The sequence below is a fragment of the Klebsiella aerogenes genome, assembly GCA_029027985.1.
Classification (GTDB): domain Bacteria; phylum Pseudomonadota; class Gammaproteobacteria; order Enterobacterales; family Enterobacteriaceae; genus Klebsiella; species Klebsiella aerogenes_A.
In genome coordinates this window covers 3,738,203-3,756,464 of record CP119076.1, presented here as the reverse complement: position 1 = coordinate 3,756,464, position 18,262 = coordinate 3,738,203, and the positions used below count along the sequence as shown (strand labels likewise).

The following is an 18,262-nucleotide window of genomic DNA, read 5'->3' as shown; positions in this document are numbered from 1 at the left end:
AGTTAAACAAAAAGGGGGGATTTTATCCCCCCTTTTATTTTTCCTGCATTCCCGGCGTTGAATGTATGGAATACATCCCCATATACTGGATTACATATTAACGGCGACGCGTTAATGAAGGTGTCGTCGGCTACCTGGCGGACTTTAAACTAAGAGAGAGCTCTATGAATCCTGAGCGTTCTGAACGCATTGAAATCCCCGTATTGCCGTTGCGCGATGTGGTGGTTTATCCGCACATGGTCATACCCCTGTTTGTAGGGCGGGAAAAATCTATCCGTTGTCTGGAAGCGGCCATGGACCATGATAAAAAAATCATGCTGGTCGCACAGAAAGAAGCGTCGACGGATGAGCCGGGTGTAAACGATCTTTTCACCGTCGGGACCGTGGCGTCAATTTTGCAAATGCTGAAGCTGCCGGATGGCACGGTCAAAGTGCTGGTGGAAGGCTTGCAGCGCGCGCGTATTACTGCGCTGTCTGATAATGGCGAGCACTTCTCCGCCAAAGCAGAGTACCTTGCCTCGCCGGTTATTGAAGAGCGCGAGCAGGAAGTGCTTGTGCGTACGGCTATCAGCCAGTTTGAAGGCTACATCAAGCTGAACAAAAAAATCCCACCGGAAGTGCTGACGTCGCTGAATAGCATCGACGATCCGGCGCGTCTGGCGGACACCATCGCCGCGCATATGCCGCTTAAGCTGGCGGACAAACAGTCTGTGCTGGAGATGTCCGACGTGAACGAACGTCTGGAATATCTGATGGCGATGATGGAATCAGAAATCGATCTGCTGCAGGTTGAGAAGCGCATTCGCAACCGGGTGAAGAAGCAGATGGAAAAATCTCAGCGTGAGTACTATCTGAATGAGCAAATGAAAGCCATCCAGAAAGAGCTCGGCGAGATGGACGACGCCCCGGATGAAAACGAAGCGCTGAAGCGTAAGATCGATGCGGCAAAAATGCCGAAAGAGGCGAAAGAGAAAACCGAAGCGGAACTGCAAAAGCTGAAGATGATGTCTCCGATGTCGGCGGAAGCGACCGTCGTACGCGGCTACATCGACTGGATGGTGCAGGTTCCGTGGAACGCGCGCAGCAAGGTCAAAAAAGACCTGCGTCAGGCTCAGGAAATCCTCGATACCGACCACTATGGCCTTGAGCGGGTGAAGGATCGCATCCTTGAGTACCTCGCGGTGCAGAGTCGCGTGAACAAGCTGAAAGGGCCGATCTTGTGTCTGGTAGGGCCGCCGGGGGTGGGTAAAACCTCGTTGGGTCAATCCATTGCCAAAGCCACCGGACGTAAGTACGTGCGAATGGCACTGGGCGGCGTGCGTGATGAAGCGGAAATCCGTGGCCATCGCCGGACTTATATTGGCTCAATGCCGGGCAAACTGATCCAGAAAATGGCGAAAGTCGGGGTTAAAAACCCGCTGTTCCTGCTTGATGAGATCGACAAAATGTCCTCCGACATGCGCGGCGACCCGGCTTCAGCGCTGCTTGAGGTGCTGGATCCGGAACAGAACGTGACCTTTAACGACCACTATCTTGAAGTGGATTACGATCTCAGTGACGTGATGTTCGTGGCGACCTCTAACTCCATGAATATTCCAGCCCCGCTGCTGGATCGTATGGAAGTGATTCGCCTCTCCGGTTATACCGAAGATGAAAAACTGAACATTGCCAAGCGTCATCTGCTGCCGAAACAGATCGAACGCAACGCGCTGAAAAAAGGTGAACTGACGGTCGACGATAGCGCCATTGTCGGCATTATCCGTTACTACACTCGTGAAGCGGGCGTTCGTAGCCTGGAGCGTGAAATCTCCAAGCTGTGCCGTAAAGCTGTTAAACAGCTGCTGCTGGATAAGTCGCTGAAACACATCGAGATCAATGGTGAAAACTTGCATGATTATCTCGGCGTACAGCGCTTTGACTACGGCCGCGCGGATAGCGAAAACCGCGTGGGTCAGGTGACCGGTCTGGCGTGGACGGAAGTGGGCGGCGATTTGCTGACCATCGAAACCGCCTGCGTCCCGGGCAAAGGCAAGCTGACCTATACTGGCTCGCTTGGCGAAGTGATGCAGGAATCTATCCAGGCGGCGCTGACCGTGGTGCGCGCGCGCGCGGAGAAGCTGGGTATCAACCCGGACTTCTACGAAAAACGCGATATCCACGTTCACGTGCCGGAAGGGGCGACGCCGAAAGACGGCCCGAGCGCCGGTACGGCGATGTGTACCGCGCTGGTGTCTTGCCTGACGGGCAACCCGGTACGCGCCGATGTTGCGATGACAGGGGAAATTACCCTGCGCGGTCAGGTGCTGCCGATCGGCGGTCTGAAGGAAAAACTGCTCGCGGCGCATCGTGGAGGCATCAAGACAGTCCTGATCCCTTACGAAAACAAGCGTGACCTTGAAGAAATTCCGGAAAACGTTATCGCCGATTTGGATATCCATCCGGTGCAGCGAATTGAGGAAGTTCTGGCGCTTGCCCTGCAAAATGAACCGTTTGGCATGCAGGTTGTGAGCGCAAAATAGTGATATCGCGCAAATAGCGTTAAGAAAAGTGGGGCTGGTAAGTAAATTCGTACTTGCCAGCCTTTTTTTGTGTAGCTAACTTAGATCGCTGGCAGGGGTCATCGACAACTCTGTTGTAAGGGCATGACAGTCCTGATATAACTGCTGCGCGGTCGCGCCATGAAGGATTCTGGTGCGATATAAATTATAAAGAGAGGAAGAGAACAGTGAATAAATCTCAACTGATTGACAAAATTGCTGCGGGTGCGGACATTTCTAAAGCTGCAGCTGGACGTGCGTTAGATGCTTTAATCGCTTCTGTTACTGAATCTCTGCAGTCTGGGGATGATGTTGCGCTGGTAGGGTTCGGTACTTTTGCTGTTAAAGAGCGTGCTGCCCGTACTGGTCGCAACCCGCAAACAGGTAAAGAAATCACCATTGCTGCTGCTAAAGTACCGGGTTTCCGCGCAGGTAAAGCGCTGAAAGACGCGGTAAACTAATCGGCTCTCCCGCCAGGGAATGTGACGAAGTACAAGGGCGCATCGCGAGATGTGCCTTTTTTATTCGTCCAGAACGCGACTTTATGTGTGTTTATGCGCACTTGTGGGCTGACAATTGCCCCGTTTTCTTGTCAAAATACGTCCTCACGCGCGGCAGCCATCACGTGCTATGCTGCGCGAGCTAAAGTCATCTACAGCGGAGCGTTGTTACACCATGATGGACAACCTACGCACGGCCGCCAACAGCGTCGTGCTCAAGATTATTTTCGGTATCATTATTGTCTCGTTCATCTTGACCGGGGTGAGTGGTTACCTGATTGGCGGCGGCAACAACTATGCCGCAAAAGTGAATGGTCAGGAGATTGGCCGCGCGCAGTTTGAAAATGCCGTTGCCAGCGAGCGTAACCGCATGCAGCAACAGCTTGGCGATCAGTTCTCTGAACTGGCGGCTAACGAAAACTACATGAAAACCATGCGTCAGCAGGTGCTGAACCGCCTGATTGATGAGTCGCTGCTGGATCAGTATGCGCGCGAACTGGGCCTTGGCATCAGTGACAACCAGGTGAAGCAGGCTATCTTCCAGACCCAGGCCTTCCAGTCGAATGGCAAATTTGATAACGAACGCTTCAGCGGTATCGTGAATCAGATGGGGATGACCACCGATCAATACGCACAGGCGCTGCGTAACCAACTGACGACTCAGCAACTGATTAACGCGGTTGCCGGTACCGATTTCATGCTGCCGGGTGAATCCGATCAACTGGCGGCGCTGGTATCCCAGCAGCGTGTGGTTCGCGAAGCGACCATCGACGTCAACGCGCTGGCGGCGAAGCAGACCGCCAGCGATGAAGAGATCAACGCTTTCTGGCAGCAGAATCAGGCCCGCTTTATGGCGCCGGAGCAGTTCCGCGTGAGCTACATCAAGATGGATGCCGCCAGCATGCAGGAAAACGCTTCTGACGAAGAAATTCAGTCATGGTATGACCAGCATAAAGATCAGTTCACTCAGCCGCAGCGCAATCGCTACAGCGTGATTCAGACTAAAACTGAAGCCGATGCAAAAGCGGTGCTGGGCGAACTGCAAAAAGGCGCTGATTTCGCCACGTTAGCGAAAGAGAAATCTACCGACATCATCTCCGCGCGTAACGGCGGCGATATGGGATGGATGGAAGATGCTTCCACCGTGCCTGAGCTGAAAGAGGCTGGTCTGAAAGATAAAGGCCAACTCTCCGGCGTGATCAAATCTTCCGTAGGCTTCCTGGTGGCTCGTCTGGATGATGTTCAGCCGGCGCAGGTAAAACCACTGGCAGACGTGCGTAACGATATCGCGGCAAAAGTGAAGCAGGAAAAAGCGCTGGACGCGTACTATGCGCTGCAGCAGAAGGTGAGTGACGCTGCCAGCAACGATAACGAGTCCCTGGCGGGCGCGGCGCAAGTCGCTGGCCTGAAAGTGGTTGAGACCGGCTGGTTCGGCCGCGACAATCTGCCGGAAGAGCTGAACTTCAAACCGGTCTCCGACGCTATCTTTAACGGCGGTCTGGTCGGCGAGAACGGCACGCCGGGCAGCAACTCGGACATCATTACCGTTGACGGCGATCGCGCCTTTGTACTGCGTATCAGCGAGCACAAAGCGGAAAGCGTTAAGCCGCTGGCTGACGTGAAAGCGCAGGTGAGCGACATCGTTAAGCACAACAAAGCGGAGCAACAGGCGAAGCTGGATGCCGACAAGCTACTGGCCGACCTGAAAGCCGGTAAAGGCGATGAAGCGATGAAAGCCGCTGGGCTGAGCTTCGGCGCGGCGCAGACGCTGTCCCGTACCGGTCAGGATCCGCTGAGTCAGGCGGCATTCTCTCTGCCGCTGCCGCAGAAAGATAAAGCCAGCTATGGCGTGGGCACTGACATGAAAGGTAACGTCGTGCTGCTGGCGCTGGACGAAGTGAAAGCCGGATCCATGCCGGAAGAGCAGAAGAAAGCGATGGTTCAGGGGATCACCCAGAACAACGCTCAAATTGCTTTTGAAGCACTGATGAGCAACCTGCGTAAGGAAGCGAAAATCAAGCTCGGCGACGTCGTCGACCAGCAGCAATAATTTCGCGCCGCCTCGCAAAACGAGGTAACGTGATGCAATATCCAAAGGCCGCTTTCGCGGCCTTTTCCATTTCTGATATTCGCCTTTTGTACTCTATTTTCACAGCCGTTATCGTGACTTTGCTGTCAACAAACAAGGAGATAACAGCATGAAAAGAGGAATCAAAATGGTTTTTGTCGCTGCGTTGCTGGCTTGTGCGGCGGGTTCTCAGGGGGCGCTGGCGGCGTCGGCGAGCGGCAAGACGGCATCGGCAAAAGAGAGCGTTCAGCCACTGCAGACGAAGGCGCCAGAGGCGGTTAAAGCAGTGGAAAGCGATGGGGCGCGGGTTAGTATCAATACTGCCAGCGCGGAGGCGTTGGCGCAGGCCATGAACGGTGTTGGGCTGAAGAAAGCGCAGGCCATCGTCAGCTACCGCGAAGAGTACGGACCGTTTAAGACCGTCGACGATCTTAAACAGGTGCCTGGGATGGGCAGTTCGCTGGTAGAGAGAAACCTGTCACATCTAACGCTGTAATTTTGGCTTGCTGGTTTGCACAGTGGCAAATCTTTGCCATGCTAAAGAGGTCACGCTATCTGGTGTGACCTCTTACCTGATTGACAACAATAATCGTAAGGCATGTGCGCTATGCAGACCCAAATTAAAGTTCGCGGTTATCATCTGGATGTTTACCAGCACGTTAACAACGCCCGTTATCTGGAGTTTCTTGAGGAAGCGCGCTGGGACGGCCTCGAAAGCAGCCCGGCGTTTCACTGGATGACCAGCCACAATATTGCTTTCGTGGTGGTAAACATCAATATCAACTACCGCCGCCCGGCGGTTCTGGGCGATGTGCTGACCGTCACCAGTAAGCTGGAGCAGCTTAACGGCAAAAGCGGCACCCTGAGTCAGATTGTGACGCTTAACCCCAATGGCGAAGTGGTGGCCGATGCGCTGATTACTTTCGTCTGTATTGATTTGAAAACGCAGAAGGCGCTGCCGTTGGACGGAGAGTTGCGCGAAAAACTCGACCAGATGAACTTACGCTAACAACAGTCGTGTGAGAGTCGGACCGCGGAGAGCCGTGAACCCATAGCCCCGGTAAGCGTAGTGCTACCGGGGATGTTGAACTAAGGCTTCGTGCCAACAGTTTCCCGGAGGCGGCGGCTGACGCGCCTTGTCCGGGCTACCGGCTGGTGGGACGCTGTGAACCCGTAGCCCCGGTAAGCGTAGCGCTACCGGGGACGTTGAACTAAAGCTCCGTGCCAACAGTTTCCCGGAGGCGGCGGCTGACGCGCCTTGTCCGGGCTACCGGCTGGTGGGACGCTGTGAACCCGTAGCCCCGGTAAGCGTAGCGCTACCGGGGACGTTGAACTAAAGCTCCGTGCCAACAGCTTCCCGGAGGCGGCGGCTGACGCGCCTTGTCCGGGCTACCGGCTAGTGGGACGCTGTGAACCCGTAGCCCCGGTAAGCGTTGCGCCACCGGGGACGTTGAACTAAAGCTCCGTGCCAATAGCTCTCCGCAGGCTATGCCTGGTTCAGCCCGGTTTTTTGCTTCATTATCGCCATAATACCTGGCCGATCGGCCTGGTACTGATGCAGACCATTGGCGCGCAGGTTGCAGGCGGCGCACTGGCCGCAGCCATCGCCTTTAATGCCGTTATAACAGGTGAGAGTTTCGCGGCGCACCAGATCCAGCTGGCCCCAATAATCAGCCAGCGCCCAGGTTTCGGCTTTGTTCAGCCACATCAGCGGCGTTTCGAAGCGAATATCTTTTGCCATACCGAGGCTGACGGCATGGTGCAATGCTTTAACAAACTCGTCGCGGCAATCCGGGTAGCCGGAGAAATCGGTCTCACAAACGCCGGTAATAATCGCTTCGGCTTTCACCTGGTAGGCATAGATGGCCGTCAGGGTTAAAAACAGAATATTGCGCCCGGGAACGAAGGTATTGGGAATACCGTCGGCATCCGGTTCGTAATCCGGTACCGGGATACTATCGCGCGTCAGGCTACTGACCGCCAGTTCGTTAAGCAGCGTGACGTCCAGCACCTTATGCGCCACCGCGCCCAGTTTCAGCGCCAGCTCGCGAGCCACGTCAATCTCGGCGCGGTGGCGTTGACCATAATCAAAAGTGACGCAATGCACTTCATCATATTGTTCCAGTGCCTGCACCAGGCAGGTTGTTGAGTCTTGTCCTCCGCTGAAGACAACTACGGCGCGTTTCATGGCAATTCCTGACTAAATAAGTGAAAGCAATATGGTAGCGCCAGACGCGCGCGGCGACCAGCTCTCTCACGTCGATGATGCCGGCAGCCAGGCGCTGGCGAAATCGAACCAGCCTCGGGCGTTGAGGCGCAGGCCATTGACCCCCGGCGGCGCGCTGATCCGATAATTATATTTGAACAGCGGCGTCATAATGGCGTCATCCATCAGCGTATTGAACACATTACGCAGAGCATCGTTGCGGCCACGGGCCTCGGGCTGCGCTTGCACCGCGTCCAGCGTGGCCTGCAAATGGGCATATTGCGCCCCGGTCAGCAAATTAGGCCACAGGGTGTCGCAGCGTAACCACTGTTCAAGCGTATATTCCGGCGCTTCGCCAATCAGACGGTCGCCCATCATCAGATCCGCCTGTGCCAGGTGCTGGCAACCGTCCCAATTTTTCGCGTCGTGAAAAATGATTGTCAGTTCGCAGCCAAGGGTGGCAAGCCGTAGCCGCAGCTGTTCAGCCATCGCATGTAGCTCAACCGGCAGGTGATAGAGCAGGGTTAACTGCGACGGCAGCGGTACCTCATGGTTTTCCGGCCCCTGCGGAATCGACCATCCCGGCAGCACTTCGTGACTTGGCGTGATCAGCCCTTCATCCAGCGGCAGCGTCTCCAGTAGCGACGAGCGGTGGATAATTGACACCAACCGTTGAGCCTGCGCCTTGCTAAGGCGAGGGCTATGACGCAGGGTCAAATAGCAGAAACCCAGGCTGATGCTCTTGCTGACCTGGCGCAGATTATCGAGTTCTTCGGGATCGCCGATAGTGATCTGCACCGGATGCCGACAGCTGGTGCCGAGATCGCGTTCGAACAGCTGCGGCGTGATCCAGAACTCCACCGCCTGGATGAGCGGATGTTGCAGGTGGTAGCGGGGATGGTTCTCCAGCCGTACCAGTTCCGGGCTGAATAGCTTCAGGCGGAACGGGCCGCAGCCGATAGCCGGATCGTCAGGATGGGCCAGTACGCTACAGTAGCTGGCTAAACGGAACGGCAGCCAGTAGTCGGCGCGGTGCAGCGTAATGGTCAGACACTGGGCATGAGTGATGTCGATTCGGCTAATGCTGGCAAAGAGCGTGCGTAAGGCCGGTAGTTCAAGCAGCAGCAGTAACCTTTGCCGCAGCTGCGCGGTTTCTACGGCATCGCCGTTATGCCAGCACAGGGTGGAGCGGATATAAAAATGCCAGCGCAGGCCATCGGGCGACACCTGCCAGTGGTGCGCCAGATCGCCCACCGGGGTATTGTCGCGATCGTCAAAACGCGTCAGGCCGGCATAGATCTGTCCGGCCAAATGTTGTTCCGCGCGCCCGGGGAGGAAACCGGGGCGCAGTGGTTCCAGTGGGCGATAGTAAGGGATACGCAGCGTTGGGGTATTGTTTTGCCACTGGCCGCCGAGGAAGGGATGCAGTAGCGCTTTCAGTTCTACCGGCGCCAGCTGCGCCAGTTCCAGCGCATTCTGCTGCTGCCCTTTATTCAGCGCGTGTTCCATCATCTCGTTACGCAGGCTCTCGGGGGTTTTGTGAAAACAAAGTTGCCCGCGCTTGCCACGCCCGGAGCTGGCCTGCCAGCTTAACCACCCGGCTTCCTGCGCCTGGCGCAGCAGAGTGCGAATATGGCGTTCGCTGCAAAAGCAGCGCTCCGCAAGCTCGCCGACGGTAACCTGCTGCGGTGCGCCGGATGAGGGCTGCCACAGCCGCTGGTACTGATTTAAACGGTTTAATAATCTCATCTTGCCGTAAACCCGGAACAATAAAAAATATCTATTCACTATTACTTCCGTATATCCCAGGCGATACTGCAACACAAGCGAAACCCATCACACATCGGGGAAAATACCATGGCAAAACTGGCGGCATTTGATATGGACGGCACCTTGCTGATGCCGGATCATCGTCTCGGAGAGCAGACGCTTACGGCGCTGAAACGGCTGCGTGAACGCGATATCGCCCTGACGTTCGCCACCGGTCGCCATGCCCTGGAAATGCACCGCGTAGTCGGCGAGTTCTCCCTCGATGCCTTTCTGATTACCGGCAACGGCACGCGCATCCATTCGCTGGAAGGCGATGAGCTGTACCGCCAGGATCTGAACCCTGAGGTTGCGGAAGAAGTGCTGCATAGCGCGTGGGATACCCGCGCCAGCATGCACGTCTTTAACGATGGCGGCTGGTTTACCGGCCAGGCAAGACCCGAAATGCTCCACGCCCATGCCTTCAGCGGTTTCCATTATCAGCTGTGCGATCCAAAAAGGATGCCCGCGCATCACGTCACAAAGATCTGTTTCTGCGGCGATCATGACGATCTGCGTCGCCTGCGGATCCAACTGAATGACGCGTTAGGCGATCGCGCGTCGCTCTGTTTCTCGGCGATGGACTGTCTGGAAGTGTTGCCGGTCGGCTGTAATAAAGGCGCCGCGTTGGCGGTACTGAGCCAACATTTAGGCTTCACTTTGCAGGACTGCATGGCGTTTGGCGATGCGATGAATGACCGTGAGATGCTCGGCAGCGTAGGGCGAGGTTTTATCATGGGCAACGCGATGCCGCAGCTCAAAGCCGAGCTGCCGCATCTACCGGTTATCGGCGACTGCCGTCACCAGGCGGTCTCCCACTTTTTAACTCATTGGCTGGATAATCCTGATCTTCCTTATTCCCCCGAATAGAGAGACTCTTCCAGCAAGCCAGGTAGCACGCTATCTGGCTTTTTTTATTTTGCGCTGATCAGTTGCGCGATCTGCGCCTGCCACGGGGCGATGTCGCCGATATTGGCCGCCACCCACTGCGGGTTGTAATAGCTTTCCAGATAGCGCTCGCCGCTGTCGCACAGCAGGGTGACAATAGAACCCGTGCGTCCTTCATCGCGCATGCGCGCGGCCAGTTGCAGTACGCCCCACATATTGGTGCCGGTAGAGGCGCCGACCTTCCGCCCAAGCTGCGTTTCCAGCCACAGCGCGGTGGCAACGCTGGCGGCATCCGGCACGCGCAGCATCTCGTCGACAACATCGGGAATGAACGACGGCTCGACGCGCGGGCGGCCAATCCCTTCAATTTTGCTGCCGACCGGGCTGCGCAGGCTGGCGTCGCGGCTTTGCCAGTAATTGAGGAATACCGAGTTCTGCGGGTCGACGACCATCAGTTGGGTTTCGTAACCCTGGCAGCGAATGTAGCGGCCAATGGTCGCCGAGGTGCCGCCGGTGCCGGCACTCATGACGATCCATGACGGCTGCGGGTGCGGCTCATGGGTCATCTGGCGGAAAATACTGTCGGCGATGTTGTTGTTGCCACGCCAGTCGGTGGCGCGTTCGGCGAAGGTGAACTGATCCATATAGTGGCCGTTCAGCTCGCGCGCCAGCGTTTCGGAAGCAGCGTAGATTTCGCAGGCGCTGTCCACGAAATGGCAACGCCCGCCGTAAAACTCGATTTGTTCGATTTTACGTTTCGCCGTGCAGGAGGGCATCACGGCAATAAACGGCAACCCCAGCAGGCGGGCGAAATAGGCTTCCGAGACCGCTGTCGAACCGGAGGACGATTCGATAATGGTGGTGCCTTCTTTGATCCAACCGTTGCACAGGCCGTAAAGAAACAGTGAACGCGCCAGGCGGTGTTTGAGGCTGCCGGTCGGATGGGTGCTCTCATCTTTAAGATAAATTTGGATCCCCGGGAAACCGGGCAGCGCCAGGCGAATCAGGTGTGTATCGGCGGAACGCTGATAGTCGGCGTTAATTTCACTAATGGCGTGTTTTACCCAGGCGCTATTCATCTCGGTTTCCTGTTTGTCATTTTGTGCCCAGCTTAGCGGAAAGTGCGGGAAAAATTGTTGCTATTTAGCCTTTCAATTACAATTACGGGAGTAAATTATTCTCTCAGGTGGTCTTATGCTAGATAAAATTGACCGTAAGCTGCTCTCATTGCTGCAAACAGACTGTACCCTCTCTTTGCAGGCGCTGGCGGATGCCGTTAATCTGACCACCACACCCTGCTGGAAACGGCTCAAGCGCCTCGAGGATGAAGGCATCCTACGCGAGCGCGTCGCCATACTGGATGCGGAAAAACTCGGACTTGGGTTAACCGCCTTTGTCTTGATTAAAACCCAGCATCACAGCAGCGACTGGTACTGCCGCTTTGTCAGCGAAGTGACGCAAATGGCGGAAGTGCTTGGCTTCTGGCGCATGGCCGGGGAATACGATTACCTGCTGCGGGTGCAGGTCGCGGATATGAAGCGCTATGACGACTTTTATAAACGTCTGGTGAACAGCGTACCGGGCCTTTCGGATGTCACTTCGAGTTTCGCCATGGAACAGATAAAATACACCACAGCTTTGCCTATTGATTAACGGCTATTCGCCGCCACGATTTACAGATTCAGGATTCTACCGTTTGCGATTATTTGCTCAACTTAGCTGGTACTTTCGCCGGGAGTGGCGCCGTTACCTCGGCGCCGTTGCTCTGCTAGCCGTCATTGCCGTACTTCAGTTGATCCCGCCGAAAGTGGTGGGCATTGTGGTCGATGGCGTGACCAAAGAACATTACACCGCAGAGAAGGTGTGGATGTGGATTGGCGCGCTGGTGGTCATTGCGGTGATGATATATCTGCTGCGCTACGTCTGGCGCGTCCTGTTGTTCGGCGCATCTTATCAACTGGCCGTTGAGCTACGCGAAGATTTCTATCGCCAACTCAGTCGTCAGCACCCGGCCTTTTATCTGCGCCACCGTACCGGCGACCTGATCGCCCGTGCGACCAACGACGTTGACCGCGTGGTCTTCGCCGCCGGGGAGGGCGTTTTGACATTAGTGGATTCGCTGGTGATGGGTTGCGCGGTGCTCATTGTCATGTCGACGCAAATCAGCTGGCAGTTGACCCTGCTGGCGCTGTTGCCGATGCCGTTTATGGCGCTGGCGATCAAGCGCAACGGCGATGCCCTGCATGAACGCTTCCGCGTGGCGCAGGCGGCTTTTTCCAGTCTTAACGATCGCACTCAGGAGAGCCTGACCAGTATTCGCATGATTAAAGCCTTCGGTCTTGAAGACCGTCAATCGGCGCAATTCGCCGCCGATGCGGCAGATACCGGGGCCAAGAACATGCGGGTGGCGCGTATCGACGCCCGCTTCGACCCCACTATCTATATCGCTATCGGCGCGGCCAACCTGCTGGCGATCGGCGGCGGCAGCTGGCTGGTGCTGCAGGGCGAGCTGACCCTCGGCCAATTAACCAGTTTTGTGATGTACCTCGGTTTGATGATTTGGCCAATGCTGGCGCTGGCGTGGATGTTTAACATCGTCGAGCGCGGCAGCGCCGCCTACGGGCGCATTCGCTCGATGCTGGAAGAAGCGCCGGTGGTCAATGACGGTAGCGAAACGGTACCGGAAGGGCGCGGCTCGCTCAATGTGGCGGTACGTGAGTTTACCTATCCGCAGGCCAGTAAACCGTCGCTGGAGAAGGTCAATTTTACCCTACAGCCGGGGCAGATGCTCGGTATCTGCGGGCCGACGGGAGCGGGTAAAAGCACCATTCTGGCGCTTATCCAGCGCCACTTTGATGTGACCGACGGCGATATCCGTTTCCATGATATCCCACTGACTCGCCTGCAGCTCGACAGCTGGCGCGGGCGGTTGGCGGTGGTCAACCAGACCCCATTCCTGTTCTCCGATACCGTCGCGAACAACATTGCGTTGGGTAAGCCGGATGCGACGCAAGAGCAGATCGAACACGTCGCGCGGTTGGCCAGCGTCCATGACGATATTCTGCGTCTGCCGCAAGGTTATGAAACGGAGGTCGGCGAGCGCGGCGTCATGCTCTCCGGGGGGCAGAAACAACGTATTTCCATCGCCCGCGCGCTGTTGCTGGAAGCGGAAATATTGATCCTTGATGATGCGCTTTCGGCGGTTGATGGGCGAACAGAGCACGATATTTTGCATAACCTGCGCCAGTGGGGCGAAGGACGGACGGTGATTATTAGCGCCCACCGTCTTTCGGCGTTAACCGAAGCCAGCGAAATTCTGGTGCTGCAGCACGGTCATATTGCCCAGCGCGGTCGCCATGAGCAGTTGGCTGCTCAGGCCGGGTGGTATCGCGATATGTATCGCTATCAGCAGCTGGAAGCGGCGCTCGACGATGTGCCGCAAGATGAGGAGACGGTCGATGCGTAGTTTCGCTCAACTCTGGCCGACCTTAAAACGTCTGCTGGCCTACGGTTCACCGTGGCGCAAGCCGCTGATGATTGCGGTGATCATGATGTGGGTCGCCGCGGCGGCGGAAGTGAGCGGCCCGCTGCTGATAAGCTACTTCATCGACAATATGGTGGCGAAGCAGTCGCTGCCGGTGAAGGTTGTCAGCGGACTGGCTGCCGCCTATATCGGCCTACAGATCCTTGCGGCTACGCTGCACTATAATCAGGCGCTGCTGTTTAACCGGGCAGCGGTCGGCGTGGTGCAGCAGTTGCGCAGCGATGTGATGGATGCTGCGCTGCGCCAGCCGCTCAGCGAGTTCGATACTCAGCCGGTCGGTCAGCTGATTTCACGCGTGACCAACGACACCGAAGTGATTCGCGATCTGTATGTGACAGTGGTGGCGACGGTGCTGCGCAGTGCGGCGCTGATTGGCGCGATGCTGGTGGCGATGTTTAGCCTCGACTGGCGAATGGCGCTGGTGGCGGTGGCTATCTTCCCGGCGGTGCTGATCGTGATGACAGTCTATCAGCGTTATAGCACGCCAATCGTCCGTCGTATGCGCGCCTGGCTTGCCGATATCAACGACGGCTTTAACGAAGTGATCAACGGTATGGGCGTTATTCAGCAGTTCCGTCAGCAGGCGCGATTCGGCGAGCGCATGCGCGAAGCCAGCTACGGTCACTATCTGGCGCGTATGCAAACGTTGCGTCTGGACGGGTTCCTGCTGCGTCCGCTGTTGAGCCTGTTCTCATCGCTGATTCTTTGCGGTCTGCTGATGCTGTTTGGTTTTAGCGCCTCCGGAAGCATTGAAGTCGGGGTGCTGTACGCCTTTATTAGCTACCTTGGAAGACTGAACGAACCGCTGATCGAGTTAACCACCCAGCAGTCGATGCTGCAGCAGGCGGTAGTGGCGGGAGAGCGCGTCTTTGAGCTGATGGACCGCCCGCGCCAGAGTTGGGGCGACGATAGCGCGCCGCTGCGCAGCGGCACGGTGGCGATTGATAACGTGTCGTTCGCCTATCGCGACGACCGACTGGTGTTGCAGGATATTAATCTGGATATTCCTTCACGCGGTTTTGTGGCGCTGGTCGGTCATACCGGTAGCGGCAAGAGCACATTGGCCAGCCTGATGATGGGTTACTATCCGCTGACCAAAGGCGAAATTCGCCTCGATGGCCGCCCGTTGTCAACGCTAAGCCACAGTGCGTTACGTCAGGGCGTCGCCATGGTGCAACAGGACCCGGTGGTGCTGGCGGATACCTTCTACGCCAACGTGACGTTGGGGCGCGATATCAGCGAGCGGCAGGTTTGGGAGGCGCTGGAAGCCGTGCAGCTCGCCGAACTTGCCCGCGAGATGAGCGACGGTATCTATACTCAACTGGGTGAGCAGGGCAATAACTTGTCGGTGGGGCAGAAACAGTTGCTGGCGCTGGCTCGCGTGCTGGTAGAGACGCCGCAAGTGCTGATCCTCGATGAGGCGACGGCCAATATTGATTCCGGCACCGAGCAGGCTATCCAGCAGGCGTTGGCGAAAGTGCGTGAGCACACGACGTTGGTGGTTATCGCCCACCGTTTGTCGACAATCGTGGAGGCCGATACCATTTTGGTGCTCCACCGCGGTCAGGCCGTGGAGCGCGGTAACCATCAACAGTTGTTGGCGGCGAAGGGCCGCTACTGGCAGATGTACCAGTTGCAGTTGGCTGGCGAAGAGCTGGCTGCTAGCGTGCAGGAAGAGTCGCTTAGCGCCTGATGCACCATCAACAGGCATCGGGCGCGATGCTGGTGTGAACGGGTGCAATCCGGCTGTTGGCTATGCACCAGGTTGGTGCATTTTTGTGCATTCCTGTGCAATCTTCGTTCAGGCACCAGCGTTGTTACTCTTTTTCCCCTTCAAAAGGGCCGATATACCCTAAATAATTCGAGTTGCAGAAAGGCGCGACGCAGCGAGTCCTCAGGAGCTTACTCCAGTAAGTGACTGGGGTGAGCGAGGAAAGCCAACGCACCTGCAGCTTGAAGTATGACGGGTATAAGCGGCCCTTTTTCATTTTTGGCATATCCCTTGCTTTATCCCCTGTGTGTTAGCTGCGGCCACGATCAAATACTGACTGGAGGGGATTTATGAAGCTGGTTACCGTGGTAATCAAACCATTCAAACTGGAAGACGTTCGCGAAGCGTTATCTTCCATCGGCATTCAGGGCCTGACGGTCACGGAAGTGAAAGGCTTTGGCCGCCAGAAAGGCCATGCGGAGCTCTATCGCGGCGCGGAGTACAGCGTCAATTTTCTACCCAAGGTAAAAATTGATATTGCGATTGCCGATGACCAGTTGGATGAGGTTGTCGAGGTGATAGGCAAGGCCGCCTGGACCGGAAAAATTGGCGACGGCAAAATTTTTGTCGCCGAACTGCAGCGCGTGATTCGTATTCGTACCGGCGAAGCCGACGAAGCGGCACTGTAATTGCCTGACCACACAGCGATGGGGAAGAAGAGATGATGAGAACGACGATGAAAACGGGGCTGGGAGCGCTGGCGCTGCTCCCGGGGCTGACGCTGGCGGCAGAACCGGCGGTGGCGGACAAAGCCGATAACGCTTTTATGATGATTTGCACCGCGCTGGTGCTGTTTATGACGATCCCCGGCATTGCGTTGTTCTACGGCGGCCTGATTCGCAGTAAAAACGTACTCTCAATGCTGACTCAGGTGATTGTCACTTTTGGCCTGGTCTGTGTGCTGTGGGTCATTTACGGCTACACCCTGGCCTTCGGTAGCGGCGGCAGCTTCTTCGGCAGTTTGGACTGGGTGATGCTGAAAAATATTGAGCTGAAAGCGCTGATGGGCTCGTTCTATCAGTATATCCACGTCGCTTTCCAGGGCTCGTTCGCCTGTATTACCGTGGGATTGATCGTCGGGGCGCTGGCTGAACGTATCCGTTTCTCTGCGGTGTTGATTTTCGTGGTGGTCTGGTTGACGCTCTCCTACGTGCCGATTGCCCATATGGTATGGGGCGGCGGCTTGCTGGCGACGCATGGCGCGCTGGATTTCGCCGGTGGTACCGTCGTACACATCAACGCCGCGGTCGCAGGGCTGGTGGGCGCGTACATGATGGGCAAACGCGTGGGCTTCGGCAAAGAAGCGTTCAAACCGCATAACCTGCCGATGGTCTTCACCGGTACCGCGATTCTGTATGTCGGCTGGTTTGGTTTTAATGCCGGTTCCGCCAGCGCCGCGAACGAAATTGCCGCGCTGGCCTTCGTGAACACCGTGGTGGCGACGGCGGCCGCGATTCTGGCCTGGACCTTCGGCGAATGGGCTACCCGCGGTAAACCATCGCTGCTGGGCGCCTGTTCCGGTGCGATTGCCGGTTTGGTTGGCATTACTCCAGCATGCGGCTATGTTGGCGTCGGCGGCGCGCTGATTATTGGTCTGCTGGCCGGTCTGGCCGGGTTATGGGGCGTCACGATATTGAAACGTTGGCTGCGAGTCGATGACCCATGCGATGTGTTCGGCGTACATGGCGTGTGCGGCATTATTGGCTGTATCCTGACCGGGGTTTTCGCTTCTACCGCACTGGGCGGCGTCGGCTATGCCGAAGGCGTGACCATGTGGCATCAGCTGCTGGTACAGTTGGAAAGTATCGCCATCACCGTGGTCTGGTCTGCCGTGGTCGCGTACATCGGTTTTAAAGTCGCGGCGATGACCGTGGGCTTGCGCGTACCGGAAGAGCAGGAACGCGAGGGGCTGGACGTCAACAGTCACGGGGAAAACGCCTACAACACCTGATGAATTGAGCGATCGCCATGAACAACAAAGCCTCCCGGTCAGGGAGGCTTTTTCTTATAGGAACCAGATGGCGGACTAGCTGTTGCGGTTACGCATGACCCCTTCCTGCACCGTCGAGGCGACCAGCGTCCCATCCTGGGTGTAGAACTCGCCGCGTACAAAGCCGCGAGCGCTGGAGGCGGAGGTACTTTCCACGCTATACAGCAGCCACTCGTTGATGTTGAACGGGCGATGGAACCACATAGAATGGTCAATGGTGGCGACCTGCATTCCCGGTTCGAGGAAACCGACGCCATGCGGCTGTAGCGCCACCGGCAGGAAGTTGAAGTCGGACGCGTAACCCAATAGATACTGGTGAATACGAATATCATCCGGTACCACGCCATTAGCGCGGATCCATACCTGACGGGTCGGTTCGGCAACGTGGCCTTTCAGCGGGTTGTGGAACTCTACCGGGCGAATTTCCAGCGGTTTATCGCAGAGAAATTTCTCTTTCGCCTGTGGCGGCAGCAGGTGCGCCAGCTTACGGGCAATATCGGTTTCAGAAGGTAGACCTTCCGGCGCTGGCGCGGACGGCATCGCTTTTTGATGCTCGTAGCCCGGTTCCGGCGCCTGGAATGAGGCGGTCATGTAAAAGATTGGCTTGCCGTGCTGGATCGCCGCTACCCGGCGGGCGCTGAAGCTATTGCCGTCGCGCAGCACTTCGACATCGTAGACGATCGGCTTTTGGCTATCGCCAGGGCGCAGAAAATAGCTGTGGAACGAATGGATTAAGCGTTCGGCAGGCACGGTTTCTTTGGCGGCATACAGCGCCTGGCCGACCACCTGGCCGCCGAAGACCTGACGTAATCCCAGATCTTCGCTCTGCCCGCGAAACAGCCCTTCTTCGATTTTTTCCAGATTTAATAATGCCAGCAGATTGGTTAGTGCCTGACTCATAATTACCCTCAATCAATGATAGCGGCGCTGACGCCGCGCGTATTGAGGGCAA

General features: G+C 56.7%; 15 protein-coding genes. 11 read left to right on the top strand and 4 right to left on the bottom strand.

Annotated elements, in window-relative coordinates; all coding sequences use genetic code 11:
- Positions 1-164 precede the first annotated feature (164 nt).
- From lon to PYR66_17825, 5 genes are all read left to right on the top strand, one after another.
- Positions 165-2,519 (top strand): endopeptidase La, encoded by a 2,355-nt coding sequence (lon, locus tag PYR66_17845; GenBank protein ID WEF27144.1) that lies wholly within the window; start codon positions 165-167, stop codon positions 2,517-2,519.
- Between the two features lie 206 nt (positions 2,520-2,725).
- Positions 2,726-2,998, top strand: a complete 273-nt coding sequence (hupB, locus tag PYR66_17840; protein ID WEF27143.1) for a DNA-binding protein HU-beta — start codon at positions 2,726-2,728, stop codon at positions 2,996-2,998.
- 214 nt (positions 2,999-3,212) lie between these two features.
- Positions 3,213-5,087, top strand: a complete 1,875-nt coding sequence (gene ppiD / locus PYR66_17835) for a peptidylprolyl isomerase (GenBank protein ID WEF27142.1) — start codon at positions 3,213-3,215, stop codon at positions 5,085-5,087.
- A 148-nt stretch (positions 5,088-5,235) separates the two neighbouring features.
- Positions 5,236-5,601, top strand: a complete 366-nt coding sequence (locus PYR66_17830; GenBank protein WEF27141.1) for a helix-hairpin-helix domain-containing protein — start codon at positions 5,236-5,238, stop codon at positions 5,599-5,601.
- A gap of 111 nt (positions 5,602-5,712) precedes the next feature.
- On the top strand, positions 5,713-6,114 hold the full coding sequence (locus tag PYR66_17825) for a YbgC/FadM family acyl-CoA thioesterase (GenBank protein WEF27140.1): 402 nt from the start codon (positions 5,713-5,715) through the stop codon (positions 6,112-6,114).
- A 477-nt stretch (positions 6,115-6,591) separates the two neighbouring features.
- On the opposite strand, the gene queC is transcribed toward PYR66_17825, so the two are convergent.
- Together queC and PYR66_17815 are read right to left on the bottom strand one after the other, a co-directional pair.
- Positions 6,592-7,293, bottom strand: a complete 702-nt coding sequence (gene queC, locus PYR66_17820; GenBank protein WEF27139.1) for a 7-cyano-7-deazaguanine synthase QueC — start codon at positions 7,291-7,293, stop codon at positions 6,592-6,594.
- 66 nt (positions 7,294-7,359) lie between these two features.
- Entirely contained in the window at positions 7,360-9,060 is a 1,701-nt protein-coding gene (locus tag PYR66_17815) for an SgrR family transcriptional regulator (protein WEF27138.1), read from the bottom strand.
- 108 nt (positions 9,061-9,168) lie between these two features.
- On the opposite strand from PYR66_17815, the gene cof reads away from it, so the two are divergent.
- A complete protein-coding gene (cof, locus tag PYR66_17810; protein WEF27137.1) occupies positions 9,169-9,987 on the top strand; it encodes an HMP-PP phosphatase in 819 nt (272 codons plus the stop codon).
- 44 nt (positions 9,988-10,031) lie between these two features.
- On the opposite strand, the gene PYR66_17805 is transcribed toward cof, so the two are convergent.
- The gene (locus PYR66_17805; protein WEF27136.1) at positions 10,032-11,084 is read right to left on the bottom strand and encodes a PLP-dependent cysteine synthase family protein; all 1,053 of its coding nucleotides are present in this window, start codon (positions 11,082-11,084) and stop codon (positions 10,032-10,034) included.
- A 115-nt stretch (positions 11,085-11,199) separates the two neighbouring features.
- Between PYR66_17805 and PYR66_17800 the strand changes: the two genes are divergently transcribed.
- The 5 genes from PYR66_17800 (at position 11,200) to amtB (ending at position 17,271) form a co-directional block, all read left to right on the top strand.
- Positions 11,200-11,658 (top strand): Lrp/AsnC family transcriptional regulator, encoded by a 459-nt coding sequence (locus PYR66_17800; GenBank protein WEF27135.1) that lies wholly within the window; start codon positions 11,200-11,202, stop codon positions 11,656-11,658.
- Between the two features lie 43 nt (positions 11,659-11,701).
- On the top strand, positions 11,702-13,471 hold the full coding sequence (locus PYR66_17795) for a SmdA family multidrug ABC transporter permease/ATP-binding protein (protein WEF27134.1): 1,770 nt from the start codon (positions 11,702-11,704) through the stop codon (positions 13,469-13,471).
- A complete protein-coding gene (locus PYR66_17790) occupies positions 13,464-15,242 on the top strand; it encodes a SmdB family multidrug efflux ABC transporter permease/ATP-binding protein (protein ID WEF27133.1) in 1,779 nt (592 codons plus the stop codon). The genes PYR66_17795 and PYR66_17790 overlap by 8 nt, the downstream gene beginning before the upstream one ends.
- A 368-nt stretch (positions 15,243-15,610) precedes the next feature.
- Positions 15,611-15,949 carry a P-II family nitrogen regulator gene (gene glnK, locus PYR66_17785; protein ID WEF27132.1) on the top strand — a complete coding sequence of 113 codons (339 nt, stop codon included), beginning with the start codon at positions 15,611-15,613 and terminating at the stop codon, positions 15,947-15,949.
- A 32-nt stretch (positions 15,950-15,981) separates the two neighbouring features.
- Positions 15,982-17,271, top strand: coding sequence for an ammonium transporter AmtB (gene amtB / locus PYR66_17780; GenBank protein ID WEF27131.1), 1,290 nt, complete (start codon positions 15,982-15,984; stop codon positions 17,269-17,271).
- 75 nt (positions 17,272-17,346) lie between these two features.
- On the opposite strand, the gene tesB is transcribed toward amtB, so the two are convergent.
- Complete coding sequence (tesB, locus tag PYR66_17775) at positions 17,347-18,210, bottom strand: acyl-CoA thioesterase II (protein WEF27130.1); 864 nt, start codon at positions 18,208-18,210, stop codon at positions 17,347-17,349.
- Between the last annotated feature and the right edge of the window lie 52 nt (positions 18,211-18,262).